This is a genomic window from Sphingomonas sp. (genome assembly GCF_019635515.1).
Taxonomy (GTDB): Bacteria; Pseudomonadota; Alphaproteobacteria; order Sphingomonadales; family Sphingomonadaceae; genus Sphingomonas.
The window spans coordinates 51315-62857 of sequence record NZ_JAHBZI010000001.1 but is presented as its reverse complement, the minus strand read 5'-3'; the positions used below and the strand labels follow the sequence as shown (position 1 = coordinate 62857).

The following is an 11543-nucleotide window of genomic DNA, read 5'->3' as shown; positions in this document are numbered from 1 at the left end:
AGGGCGGCATGCATCAGGCCGCATCTTCAACAAAAACTACGCCGGTGAAAAGCCGGGCGGTCGCGGCGCTGGTCGTCGCCAATATGGCGCTGGCTTCGGGGCCGCTGTTCGTGCGGATGGCCGATGTCGGGCCGGTGGCGGCGGGCTTCTGGCGGATCGCGCTGGCGACGCCGGTGCTGCTGGCGATCGCGGTGGCGATGGGCGCCAAGCCGGTGGCGTCGTCGCGGGGTTTATGGGGCGTGCTGATGATCGCCGGGGTCGCCTTCGCCGCCGATCTGGCGAGCTGGCACATCGGCATCCACCACACCACGCTGGCCAATTCGACGCTGTTCGGCAACTCGGCGACCTTGATCTTCCCGATCTACGGTTTCTTCGCCGCGCGGATGTGGCCGACCCGGTTGCAGGGGCTGGCGCTGCTGCTCGCCGCGATCGGCGCGGGGCTGCTGCTCGGGCGTTCGGCGAGCCTTTCGGCGGACAACCTCACCGGCGACCTGCTGTGCCTGCTCGCCGGCGCACTCTATGCGGTCTATTTCGTGTTCATGGCGCGGGCACGCGAACGCCTGGCGCCGATCCCGGCGCTGGCGGTTTCCTCTATCGCGACGATCCCGCCGCTGCTGATCCTCGCGCTGGCGATGGGCGAGACGGTGATCCCGGGAAACTGGGGGCCGGTGATCATCCTCGCGCTGGTCAGCCAGCTGATCGGGCAAGGCTGCATGATCTTCGCATTGGGGCACCTCTCGCCGCTGGTGATCGGGATCGGGCTGCTGATCCAGCCGGTGGTGGCCGCGGCACTCGGCTGGGCGGTTTATGACGAGCGGCTGGCGACCGCGGACATGATCGGCGCGGTGCTGGTCGCGGCGGCGTTGGTGCTGGTGCGGAGCAGCGAGGTTGCTTCCGCGGACGAGAAGCCTAAATCGGCCTGATGGATCTGGCCGACGCCACCCTCGACGAACTGCGCTTCGCGCTTGCGCCCGCGCTGGCGGCAAACGCCGCGTTCGACGGCTGGAATTTCTCGGCCCTCGACATGGCCGCCGAGGGCATGGGCGTCGACAAGGATGTCGCGCGGCTGGCCTTTTCGGACGGGCCGGTGGCGATGATCGATGCGTGGTTCGCCAGCATCGACGGCGCGATGCTGGCGCGGCTGACACCTGAGAAACTGGGCGCGATGAAGATCCGCGAACGGATCGCGGCCCTGATCGAGACCCGGCTCGAACTGGTCGCGCCCAACCGCGAATCGCTGCGCCGCGCGCTGGCGGTGCTGACGCTGCCGCAGAATGCCGCGCGCGCCGCGCGGCTCGGCTGGCGCTCGGCCGATGTGATGTGGCGCGCCGCCGGCGACACCGCGACCGACTATAATCATTACACCAAGCGCGGCATTCTCAGCGCCGTCTATGCGGCGACGATCACCGTGTTCCTCGACGATGAGAGCGAGGATTTCGCCGAAACCCGCGCCTTCCTGTCGCGGCGTATCGACGGGATCATGCGCTTCGAGAAGGCCAAGGCGCGGTGGCTGAGGCCCGCCGACCATCATTTCAGCATCTCGCGCTTCATCGGGCGGCTGCGGTATCCGGCGGTGTGACGCGCCACTAGCGCTGGCCACGCGTTATTGATAATCACTCGCATCATGAATGCCCCCGCGACGATTCCCCCGCCCACGCGCCTTGCCCAGCTTGCCCGCCTGCATCCCGGCACCGTCTCGGCGGTCGATTGGCACGCGCTGAGCGAACCCGAAGCGCGGCGGCTGCGCGAGCTGGGGCTCGATGAAGGCGTCGAGGTCGAATTGCTGCATCGCTCGGGACTGCTCGGGCAGGGGCCGGTCGCGGCGCGAATCGGACGGATGACCGTCGCGCTGCGCCGCCATGTCGCGGCGGCGATCCACGTGCAGCCGAACCCGGCATGAGCCAGACACCGCTGGTTGCGCTGGTCGGCAACCCCAATGCCGGCAAAAGCGCGCTGTTCAACGCGTTGACCGGCGCGCGCCAGAAGGTCGGCAACTATCCCGGCGTCACCGTCGAGCGGCATGCCGGACGGCTGACTTTGCCGGACGGGCGGCCGATCGAGCTGCTCGACCTGCCCGGCGCCTATAGCCTCGATCCTTCCAGCCCCGACGAGCAGGTGACGCGCGACGTGCTGGTCGGGCGGCAGGACGGCGAGCGGCTGCCCGATGCGATCGTGGTGGTGGTCGATGCCTCGAACCTCGACAACCATCTGCGTTTCGCCCTGCAGCTGATCGCCTTGGGGCTGCCGATCGTGGTGGCGCTCAACATGATCGATCTGGCGAGGCGCGACGGGCTTGAGCTCGATCCGGCGGCGCTCGAGCGCGAGCTCGGCGTGCCGGTGGTGGCGACCGTGGCGGTTCGCAAGCGCGGTCTGGAGGAACTCAAGACGCGGCTCGGCGAAGTCGTGACCGGTGTGCACACGGTGCGGCCGGGGCCGGGCGTGCAGCACGAGATCGTCGTGCTCCAGCGCCGCGCCCGCCAGATCGCGCTCGCCGCGACGATCTCGGAAACCGCCGGTCGCCGCTGGACGCACCGGATCGATTCGATCGCGCTGCATCCGGTGTTAGGCACGGCATTGCTGCTCGCACTGATGTTCGTGATGTTCCAGGCGGTGTTCGCCTGGTCCGAAGCGCCGATCGGCTGGATCGAGAGCGGGATGGCGTGGCTGGCGGCAAGGGCCAGCGAGATATTGCCCGCCGGGTTCATCGAGTCGCTCGTCGTCGATGGCGTGATCGCCGGCGTCGGCGCGGTGGTGGTGTTCCTGCCGCAGATCCTGATCCTGTTCGGCTTCATCCTCGTGCTGGAGGCGAGCGGCTATATGGTCCGCGCCGCGTTTCTGATGGACCGGGTGATGGCGAGTGTCGGCCTGTCGGGGCGGGCGTTCATCCCCTTGCTCTCCAGCTTCGCCTGCGCGGTGCCGGGGATCATGGCGACGCGGACGATCAGCGACGAGAAGGAGCGGCTGACCACCATCCTGATCGCGCCGCTGACCACCTGCTCGGCGCGATTGCCGGTCTATACGATCATCATCGGCGCGATGATTCCCGATCGCGCGGTGGGGCCCGGAATCGGGCTGCAGGGGCTGGTGCTGTTCGGGCTCTATATCTTCGGGATCATCGGCGCGTTCTGCGCGGCGTTCTTCCTGCGCCGGACGGTGACCAAGGGCGCGACCAGCGGCTTCATGATGGAAATGCCGAAGTACCAGCTGCCGCGGCTGCGCGACGTGCTGCTGGGACTGTGGCAGCGCGCCGCGATCTTCCTCAAGCGGGCCGGCTCGATCATCCTCGTCACCACCATCATATTGTGGGCGTTGCTCAGCTTTCCGAAGGCGCCCGAGGGCGTGAGCCAGGTCGATTATTCGGTGGCCGGGCGCGTCGCCAACGGGATCGAGGTCGTCGTCAAGCCGATCGGCTTCAACCGCGACATCGCGCTGGCGCTTATCCCGGCGATGGCGGCGCGCGAAGTCGCGGTGGCGGCGATCGGCACCGTCTATGCCGTCGACGATCCCGAGGGCGATGCCGGGCAACAGACGATCCGCGACAATCTGCGCGCGCGCTGGAGCCTGCCGACCGCGCTGGCATTCCTGATATGGTTCGTGTTCGCGCCGCAATGCATCTCGACGATCGCGGTGACGCGGCGCGAGACCAATGGCTGGCGGTGGCCGGCCTTCATGATCGGCTATCTCTTCACGCTGGCCTATATCGCGGCCGGGATCACCTATTGGAGCGCGGTGGCGCTGGGGCTGTAGCGTCCACAGTTTTTGGAGGTGGTCGGTTGCCCGACGCCGCCGCGCGGGTTAGCCGTTCCTCCAGATTCTTTTACAAGCGAGACAGTTCATGGCGGGCAGCGTCAACAAAGTCATTCTCGTCGGCAATCTCGGCCGCGACCCCGAATCGCGCAGCTTCCAGAATGGCGGCAAAGTGGTCAACCTGCGCATCGCCACCAGCGAAAGCTGGAAGGACCGCAACACCGGCGAGCGCAAGGAAAAGACCGAATGGCATTCGGTCGCGATCTTCAACGAGGGCCTTGCCAACGTTGCCGAGCGCTATCTGCGCAAGGGCAGCAAGGTCTATATCGAAGGCGCGCTGCAGACCCGGAAATGGACCGATCAGGCCGGCGTCGAGAAATATTCGACCGAGATCGTGCTGCAAGGCTTCAATTCGGTGCTGACGATGCTCGACGGCGCGCCCGGTGGCGGTGGCCAAGGTGGCGGGCGCAGCGCAGGCGGCGGTGACGATTGGGGCGGCGGCGACGATTTCGCCGGCCAGTCGTCGAGCCGCGGCGGTGGCGGCAATTTCAACAGCGGCGGACAGAAGAGCGGCGGCAATTTCGGCGGCGGCTTCCCCGACGATCTCGACGACGACGTTCCGTTCTAAACTGGAGGTTCGGCCATGCGGTTCGCGGCACTGGGACTGACGATGCTGCTCGCCGCGTGCGGCGGCGGCGCGAAGACTTCGGGCACGAGCGATCCGGCGGCGCAGAATGTCGCGGCCGCAGCGGCCGAGGGGACTCCGGCCAACCAGACGGCGGCGGTCGAATGCGGCAAGAAGCCCGATTTCGTGCCGGTCTATGGCGACGCGAAAATCACGATTTGCACCTCCGACGGCGGCGAAGGCGGCCAGCAGAGCGGAACGATCATCTACACCACCGCCGCCGCCCCCAACGTCGCGCTCGCCTGGTCGCGCGAACAGGCCAATGCCTCGGGGCTCGGCCAGCGCCTGCTCACCGACAAGATGTATTCGGCGGGAGAGACCACCAAGCGCAGCCTCATGGTGCTCGTCGAACCCGAAGGATCGGGCACGCGCGTGACCATCAATTGGGGCAAGCTCTAAAGCTCGCTGATCTCGGCCATGCCGAACTTGCCGGCCTGATAATCGGCGAAGGCCTGGCGGATTTCCTGGGGAGTGTTCATCACAAACGGGCCGTGCGCGACGATCGGTTCGTCGATCGGCGCGGCATGGCCGAACAGGAATAGAGCGGGCTCGGTCGTGGTGATGGTGAGCGAATCGCCGTCGCTCAGTTGCGCGAGATTGAAGTGCGGGACCGGCACGCCGCCGACCTCGCACGCGCCGCGCGCCGAATAGAGGAACACGTCGCGACGGGTGAGACCATCGAAACGGATTTCCGCGCCCGCTTCCGCCTCGACCCAGCACAGAAACGTGCCGGTCAGCGATGCGATCGCGCCGGTTACGCCCGCATATTCGCCGGCAAGCAGGTGCACCTTTGCGTGCGTCGCCGAAATGACGGGGATCGCATCGGCCTGCGCGCCGACATAGCGCGGCGGCGTCATCTTGAGGGCGGCGGGGAGGTTCAGCCACAGCTGGAGGATCTCCATCTCGCCGCCATCGCGCTTGAACGCGGCGGGCGAAACCTCGGCATGGACGATGCCGCTGCCCGCGGTCATCCACTGCACCCCGCCGGCACGAATGACGCTCTCGTGCCCCGCCGAATCGGTATGGGCGAGCTCGCCTGCGAGGATAAAGGTCACCGTCTCGAAACCGCGATGCGGATGCGGGCCGAACGGCAAGCCGTGATTGTTCGGGCCATAGGTCTGCGGCCCGTGATGGTTGAGGAACAGGAACGCGCCGACATTGCCGGTGCGCGGACCGGGCAGCGGACGCCTGGTGATGAGATCGCCGATATCGTCGCGATGGGCGCTGTGTAGCGCGAGGATCGAGCGCTCGCTCATCTGCGCAGCAGGAACACGGCGTGCTCGGCGAGGAGATTGGCGAGCCCCGCGCCCTTGTGCTTGTCGCCCTGAAGGAACCAGCAACCCTCGATCGTGATCCCGCGCTCCTTCAGCAGCGCGCGAAAGTCGTCGATGGTGACGTGGTGGATGTTGGGGGTCGCATACCACGGCAAGGGCAGCAGCCGCGTGACCGGCATCCGCCCGCCCCACAGCAGCGACGCGCGCACGCGCCAGTGTGCGAAATTGGGGAAGGATACGAAGGCGCGGGTGCCGATGCGCAGGAGTTGATCGAGCACCCAATCGGGGCGCATCGTCGTCTGCAGCGTCTGGCTTAGGATCGCGTAATCGAAGCTGGCGTCGGGATAATCGGCGAGATCGCTATCGGCATCGCCCTGCACCACCGAGAGCCCGCGCGCGACCGCCGAGGCGACGTCGCCAGCGTCGAGTTCGAGGCCCCGCGCATCGCATTGACGCTGGTCGCGGAGCGCCGCCATCAACGCGCCGTCGCCACAGCCGATGTCGAGGACGCGGCTGCCCCTGGCGACGTTGGCGGCGATGATCGCGAGATCGGGGCGCAAGCTCATCGCGAATAGATATCCGGATCGTCGCGAACCATAAGCCGCTCGGGGTTGGGATACGCCTTCCAACCCAGCCTGGCGTAGAGCGGCTGCATGTCGCGGGTGAACAGCGCCCAGCGGCGCAGGCCCTGCAGCTCTGGGTGATCTTGGAGCGCCTGGATCATCGCCCGGGCGACATGCTTGCCGCGATGCGCGGGCAGCACGAACACATCGGCGAGATAGGCGAAAGTCGCCCGGTCGCTGATCACGCGGGCGAAACCGATCTGCTCGTCCTCGCCCGCCTCGTCGGCCTCGAACGCGGCGACGCACAGCGATCCGGCAATCGCCCGCTCGACGGTGTGGCGCGGGATGCCGACCGACCAATAGGCGCCGCTGAGAAAGGCGTGGATCAGGTCAATATCGAGTTCGGAGGCGTCGAAGGAGATGCGCATCATCGGGCTCCCGCGCTCAGAAAGCCATGGATGACGCGGTCGAGCTCGGGGCTTTCGAGCAGGAACGCGTCATGACCGAAGGGCGAGCTGAGCTCGACGAAGCTGGCCGCCGCGCCCGCCGCGTTGAGGGCATGGACGATGCTGCGCGATTCGCTGGTGGGGTAAAGCCAGTCGGTGTCGAAACTGACCAGGCAGAAGCGGGTGGAAGAGCCCTTGAAAGCATTGGCGAGGGTGCCGTGCTCCTCGGCCAGATCGAAATAGTCGAGCGCGCGGGTGATGTAGAGATAGGAGTTGGCGTCGAAGCGCTCGACGAAGCTCAGGCCCTGATGACGCAGATAGCTCTCGACCTGGAAATCGGCGTCGAAGCCGAAGGTCTTCTGCTCGCGGCTCTGCAGCTTGCGGCCGAACTTGGCGGTGAGCCCGGCTTCGGACAGATAGGTGATGTGCGCGGCCATGCGCGCCACCGCCAGGCCAGCCGAGGGCGGGGCGCCATCGGCATAATAGGCGCCCTCGCGCCAATTGGGATCGGCCATGATCGCCTGCCGCCCGACTTCGTGGAAGGCGATGTTCTGCGCCGAATGGCGCGCGGCGCTGGCGATGACGATCGCCGAGGCGGTGCGCTCGGGAAAGGTCGCCGCCCAGCTCAGCGCCTGCATCCCGCCCATCGATCCGCCGACCACCGCGAACAGCCGCTCGACGCCGAGATGATCGAGCAGCATCGCCTGGGCGCGGACCATGTCGCGGATGGTGATGACCGGAAAGGCCATGCCCCACGGCCGGTTGGTCGCGGGATTGATGCTCGCCGGACCGGACGAGCCGAGGCAGGAGCCCAGCACGTTCGAGCAGATCACGAAATAACGGCCGGTATCGATCGGCTTGCCCGGACCGACCATCCGCGTCCACCAGCCGGGCTTGCCGGTGACGGGGTGATCCGAGGCGACATGCTGGTCGCCGGTCAGCGCGTGGCAGATCAGGATGGCGTTGCTGGCGTCGGCATTGAGCGCGCCATAGGTTTCATAGGCGATGTCGACCGGCGACAGCAGCGCGCCGCCATCGAGGCGCAGCGGCCCCGGCAACGTGACGGTGCGGGCAAGCCCGAAGCGGGCGTCGTCGGACATAATTGCCGACTAGGGGCCGCAGCCCCGCGGTTCAAGCGGCCTTGGCGCCGATCCGCGTGCCGAGGATCGCCTCCACCGCCATCCGCCCGGTCTCCGCCGCCCCGTTCATATAGCCGGGGAAAGCGTCCGAGAGATGCTCGCCGGCGAACCAGACGCGGCCGGCGCCCGATGCCTGTCGCTCGGCCGGATTGTCCGAATCGATATAGAGCAGATGCGCGAAGCGGCTGAGCTGGCCGGGGGCGTAATTCACATAGGCGCCGAGGGTCAGCGCCTGGGCGTGCCAGTTGGTGCGGGCGAAGGGGCCGGTGGCGGCTTCGATCAGGCCGGGGATCGCCGGCGCGGCGCTGGCGGCGAATCTGGCGGCGAGCTCGGCGGGCTTGAGCGCCTGCGCCTCCGTGACCTCGTCACCGCCGAGGAACCAAGTCCAGACCGGCGAAATCCCGTCCTTGCGGTGGACGCTGCCGTCCCAGCCCAAGGCCCAGCCATCTCCGGCAGCGGTCTGCCACAGCTCGCCGCCGACTCCCATCGGGCCTTTCCACGGGGTGGCATTGGTGCCCGACTGGACCTTCTCGTTAAAGCCCAGATCCATCTCGGCGATGAAGGCGCGCCACGCGGCGGGCAGCGGAATGCGATAATCGATCTGGCGCATCAGCGGCGCGGGAACGGCGACGATCACCGTATCGGCCTCGGCGGTGCTGCCGTCGAGGAAGGTGAGGCGCACGCCGGAGCCGTGGCGCTCGATCCGGGAGAGACGCTTGCCGGTCTCGATACGGTCGGCATAATGATCCGACATCGCCTCGATCAGCGCGCTGCTGCCGCCCTGGATGACATAGCGCTCATCGGCGCCGCCGAGCACTTCGACGCGTTCGCCATTCACCGTCGGCAGATTGAAGATCAGGCCGATCGCCGAGGCGCGATTGGGCTCGACGCCATATTCGGTGCGGCTGGTCGCTTCGAGCAGCTGCCGGGCCCAGGGCTCGCGGATCAGATGCGCGTGGCGCTCGAGATAATCGTGGATCGAGATCGAATCGATCGCCCTCGAAATACGCCCGGGATGCTTGTCGAGCAGGTCGGCATCCTTGCCGATCTGGCCGGCGATGGCGCGCAGCCCCTCGGCGAGCTCGGCTTCGCTGAGCAAGCGGCCATTGGCGAGGGTCAGGGTGTTGTGCGGATCGGACTTGCGATCGACCAGCGCGACGCCGAAGCGCCTGGCGAGGCCCTGCATGTCATAATGGTCGGTATTGACCAGCTGGCCGCCGACTTCGAAGGTCCAATCGCCCGATTTATGGGTGAACATGCGCCCGCCGGTACGATTTCGCCCCTCATAGACGCGCGCGTCGATCCCGGCTTCGCGGAGGTGATGCAACGCCGAGAGGCCGGCGATGCCGCCGCCGACAATCGCGACGCGACCCGGCGATCTGGGGCGGGCAAAGGCCGTCCGCGGGAAAGCCGAGGCGGCGCCACCGGCGGCTATCGCCTTGAGCAGCGCGCGGCGGCTGGACGCGACGGTTCCCGGCACGGGCGGGGCTTCACCCGCTTCGCGCAAATTGCTCCGTCGCGCCATTTCCATCGCGCGCCAGAACATCCCGTTGCCCCGCATTGCCCCTCCTCGATCCCTTGCCCGGGATCAGCCTTAGCGTGCGACCCTTGCCATCCGGTAACCGTTCGGCCAAGCCGCGCGATCATGAACGCACCTGTCCCCAAGCCCTGGGTAATGGCCATAGCGCCCTACATCCCCGGCCGCGCAACAACCGATTCGGGCAAAAAGGCCGCCAAGCTCTCCTCGAACGAGAACCCGTTCGGCACGCCCGAGGTGGCACGCGCGGCCTATGCCGGGGCGGCGGAAGTGCTTGAGCGCTATCCCGACGCCAGCGCCCATGATCTGCGCGAGGCGCTGGCCGCGCATTACGATCTCGATGCGGCGCGAATCATCTACGGCACCGGTTCGGACGAGGTGCTGCATCTGGCGGCGGGCGCCTATGCCGGGCCGGGCGACGAGGTGATCTACGTTCGCTACGGCTTCGCGGTCTATGACATCGCCGCGCGGCGCGTCGGGGCGACGCCGGTGGTGGCGCCAGACAAGGATTATGCGACCGACGTCGATGCGATCCTCGCGCTGGTGACCGAGCGGACGCGGCTGGTGTTCATCGCCAATCCGAACAACCCGACCGGCACCTACACACCGAAGGCGGAAATCGCACGGCTGCATGCCGGGCTGCCAAGCCATGTGCTGCTGGTGATCGACCAAGCCTATACCGAATATCTCGATCCGGAGGATGATGACGGCGGGCTCGATCTCGCGCGTACCCAGCCCAATGTGCTGGTGACGCGGACCTTCTCGAAGATCTTCGGGCTGGCGTCGGAGCGGGTCGGCTGGGGCTATGGCCATCCGGATGTGATCGCGGCGATGCACCGCATCCGCGCGCCCTTCGCCTTCGGGATCGGGGCGAGCCGGGCGGCGATCGCGGCGCTGGGCGCCACGGATTTCGTCGAGCATAGCTATGCGCACAACCGCCAATGGCGGGCGTGGTTCGCCGAGCAGATCGAGAGCATGGGCAACAAGGGCCTGCGCGCGGTGCCCTCCAAGGCCAATTTCCAGCTCGTCCTGTTCGAAGGCGAAGTGGATGCCGAGACCGCGTACAAGGCGTTGATGGAGGCGGGCTATATCGTCCGCTGGCTACCCGGGCAGGGCCTGCCGCACGGGTTGCGCATCACCATCGGCACTGAGGAGGAAATCCAGGGCCTCGCCGCCGCGCTTCGCGAGATCGTGGGCGCCTGATGCTGCCATTTTCTCGCGTCACGATCATCGGACTGGGCCTGATCGGCTCGTCGATCGCGCGCGGGATCAGGCAGCATATGCCGAGCGTGCGCGTGACCGGGCACGATGCCGATCCGGCGGTGCGCGAGACGGCAGCGCGGATCGGGTTGTGCGACGATGTGACCGATACACCGGGCGCCGCGGTGATCGATGCCGATCTGGTGATTCTGTGCGTGCCAGTCGGAGCGATGGGCGAGGCGGCGGCGGCGATCGCCACGGATCTGCCCGGCGATGCGATCGTCAGCGATGTCGGGTCGTGCAAGGAAAGCGTGGTCGCGGCGGTGCGCGCGGCGCTGCCGGACGCGGTGTTCGTACCGGCGCACCCGGTCGCGGGAACCGAGAATAGCGGGCCCGAGGCGGGGTTCGCCTCTTTGTTTCACGGGCGCTGGTGCATCGTCACCCCGCCTGAAGGCACCGACGCGCCGGCCACCGAGCGCGTCGCCGAATTCTGGCGGCGGCTGGGCGCCGATGTCGAGACGATGGCGCCGGGGCATCACGACCGGGTGCTGGCGATCACCAGCCATTTGCCGCACCTGATCGCCTATACGATCGTCGGCACCGCATCGGACCTGGAGGAAGTCACCCAGTCCGAAGTGATCAAATATTCGGCGGGCGGCTTTCGCGATTTCACCCGTATCGCCGCGTCCGACCCGACGATGTGGCGCGACGTGTTCCTCGCCAACCGCGAAGGGGTGTTGGAGATGCTCCAGCGCTTCTCCGAGGATCTGTCGGCGCTCCAGCGCGCGATCCGCTGGGGCAAGGGCGACGAACTGTTCGACTTGTTCACCCGCACCCGCGCGGTGCGCCGCAGCATCATCGAGCAGGGCCAGGACGATGCCGCGCCTGACTTCGGGCGCTCGCACGACTGATTGTTCTCCTGCGAAAGCAGGAGTCCAGTATTACAGGCGAT

At 67.3% G+C, this 11543-nt stretch carries 13 protein-coding genes; 8 read left to right on the top strand and 5 right to left on the bottom strand.

The features are described 5' to 3' along the window. Positions 1-8: 8 nt before the first annotated feature. From KF730_RS00370 to KF730_RS00345, 6 genes are all read left to right on the top strand, one after another. Positions 9-923, top strand: coding sequence for a DMT family transporter (locus KF730_RS00370; RefSeq protein WP_294091478.1), 915 nt, complete (start codon positions 9-11; stop codon positions 921-923). Then, complete coding sequence (locus tag KF730_RS00365; protein ID WP_294091477.1) at positions 923-1579, top strand: COQ9 family protein; 657 nt, start codon at positions 923-925, stop codon at positions 1577-1579. The genes KF730_RS00370 and KF730_RS00365 overlap by 1 nt, the downstream gene beginning before the upstream one ends. A 45-nt stretch (positions 1580-1624) precedes the next feature. Beyond that, positions 1625-1900, top strand: coding sequence for a FeoA family protein (locus KF730_RS00360; RefSeq protein WP_294091476.1), 276 nt, complete (start codon positions 1625-1627; stop codon positions 1898-1900). Further along, on the top strand, positions 1897-3747 hold the full coding sequence (locus tag KF730_RS00355; protein WP_294091475.1) for a ferrous iron transporter B: 1851 nt from the start codon (positions 1897-1899) through the stop codon (positions 3745-3747). The genes KF730_RS00360 and KF730_RS00355 overlap by 4 nt, the downstream gene beginning before the upstream one ends. A gap of 88 nt (positions 3748-3835) precedes the next feature. Continuing rightward, positions 3836-4375, top strand: a complete 540-nt coding sequence (gene ssb, locus KF730_RS00350; protein WP_294091473.1) for a single-stranded DNA-binding protein — start codon at positions 3836-3838, stop codon at positions 4373-4375. A 15-nt stretch (positions 4376-4390) separates the two neighbouring features. Then, complete coding sequence (locus KF730_RS00345) at positions 4391-4831, top strand: hypothetical protein (RefSeq protein WP_294091472.1); 441 nt, start codon at positions 4391-4393, stop codon at positions 4829-4831. On the opposite strand, the gene KF730_RS00340 is transcribed toward KF730_RS00345, so the two are convergent. Genes KF730_RS00340 through KF730_RS00320 form a run of 5 tightly spaced genes read right to left on the bottom strand, consistent with a single transcriptional unit; the run spans position 4828 to position 9415 of the window. Further along, positions 4828-5688, bottom strand: coding sequence for a pirin family protein (locus KF730_RS00340; protein ID WP_294091471.1), 861 nt, complete (start codon positions 5686-5688; stop codon positions 4828-4830). The genes KF730_RS00345 and KF730_RS00340 overlap by 4 nt on opposite strands. After that, positions 5685-6272: a methionine biosynthesis protein MetW gene (gene metW, locus KF730_RS00335; RefSeq protein ID WP_294091470.1), complete on the bottom strand. Its 588-nt coding sequence runs from the start codon at positions 6270-6272 to the stop codon at positions 5685-5687. Before metW ends, KF730_RS00340 begins: the two co-directional genes overlap by 4 nt. Continuing rightward, on the bottom strand, positions 6269-6697 hold the full coding sequence (locus KF730_RS00330; RefSeq protein ID WP_294091469.1) for a GNAT family N-acetyltransferase: 429 nt from the start codon (positions 6695-6697) through the stop codon (positions 6269-6271). The genes metW and KF730_RS00330 overlap by 4 nt, the downstream gene beginning before the upstream one ends. After that, the gene (locus KF730_RS00325; RefSeq protein WP_294091467.1) at positions 6697-7815 is read right to left on the bottom strand and encodes a homoserine O-acetyltransferase; all 1119 of its coding nucleotides are present in this window, start codon (positions 7813-7815) and stop codon (positions 6697-6699) included. Before KF730_RS00325 ends, KF730_RS00330 begins: the two co-directional genes overlap by 1 nt. A gap of 31 nt (positions 7816-7846) precedes the next feature. Then, on the bottom strand, positions 7847-9415 hold the full coding sequence (locus tag KF730_RS00320; RefSeq protein WP_294091466.1) for an NAD(P)/FAD-dependent oxidoreductase: 1569 nt from the start codon (positions 9413-9415) through the stop codon (positions 7847-7849). An 84-nt stretch (positions 9416-9499) separates the two neighbouring features. On the opposite strand from KF730_RS00320, the gene hisC reads away from it, so the two are divergent. Together hisC and KF730_RS00310 are read left to right on the top strand one after the other, a co-directional pair. Beyond that, positions 9500-10594 carry a histidinol-phosphate transaminase gene (hisC, locus tag KF730_RS00315; protein ID WP_294091465.1) on the top strand — a complete coding sequence of 365 codons (1095 nt, stop codon included), beginning with the start codon at positions 9500-9502 and terminating at the stop codon, positions 10592-10594. Further along, positions 10594-11502 (top strand): prephenate/arogenate dehydrogenase family protein, encoded by a 909-nt coding sequence (locus KF730_RS00310; protein ID WP_294091464.1) that lies wholly within the window; start codon positions 10594-10596, stop codon positions 11500-11502. Before hisC ends, KF730_RS00310 begins: the two co-directional genes overlap by 1 nt. Positions 11503-11543: the final 41 nt, after the last annotated feature.

What these genes read in the sequence shown, in the direction of transcription:
- KF730_RS00320 (WP_294091466.1), bottom strand. Translation starts at nt 9,415, where the DNA reads ATGCGGGGCAACGGGATGTTCTGGCGCGCGATGGAAATGGCGCGACGG.
- KF730_RS00365 (WP_294091477.1), top strand. Translation starts at nt 923, where the DNA reads ATGGATCTGGCCGACGCCACCCTCGACGAACTGCGCTTCGCGCTTGCG.
- hisC (WP_294091465.1), top strand. Translation starts at nt 9,500, where the DNA reads ATGAACGCACCTGTCCCCAAGCCCTGGGTAATGGCCATAGCGCCCTAC.
- KF730_RS00330 (WP_294091469.1), bottom strand. Translation starts at nt 6,697, where the DNA reads ATGCGCATCTCCTTCGACGCCTCCGAACTCGATATTGACCTGATCCAC.
- KF730_RS00345 (WP_294091472.1), top strand. Translation starts at nt 4,391, where the DNA reads ATGCGGTTCGCGGCACTGGGACTGACGATGCTGCTCGCCGCGTGCGGC.
- metW (WP_294091470.1), bottom strand. Translation starts at nt 6,272, where the DNA reads ATGAGCTTGCGCCCCGATCTCGCGATCATCGCCGCCAACGTCGCCAGG.
- KF730_RS00340 (WP_294091471.1), bottom strand. Translation starts at nt 5,688, where the DNA reads ATGAGCGAGCGCTCGATCCTCGCGCTACACAGCGCCCATCGCGACGAT.
- KF730_RS00310 (WP_294091464.1), top strand. Translation starts at nt 10,594, where the DNA reads ATGCTGCCATTTTCTCGCGTCACGATCATCGGACTGGGCCTGATCGGC.
- KF730_RS00325 (WP_294091467.1), bottom strand. Translation starts at nt 7,815, where the DNA reads ATGTCCGACGACGCCCGCTTCGGGCTTGCCCGCACCGTCACGTTGCCG.
- KF730_RS00370 (WP_294091478.1), top strand. Translation starts at nt 9, where the DNA reads ATGCATCAGGCCGCATCTTCAACAAAAACTACGCCGGTGAAAAGCCGG.
- ssb (WP_294091473.1), top strand. Translation starts at nt 3,836, where the DNA reads ATGGCGGGCAGCGTCAACAAAGTCATTCTCGTCGGCAATCTCGGCCGC.
- KF730_RS00355 (WP_294091475.1), top strand. Translation starts at nt 1,897, where the DNA reads ATGAGCCAGACACCGCTGGTTGCGCTGGTCGGCAACCCCAATGCCGGC.
- KF730_RS00360 (WP_294091476.1), top strand. Translation starts at nt 1,625, where the DNA reads ATGAATGCCCCCGCGACGATTCCCCCGCCCACGCGCCTTGCCCAGCTT.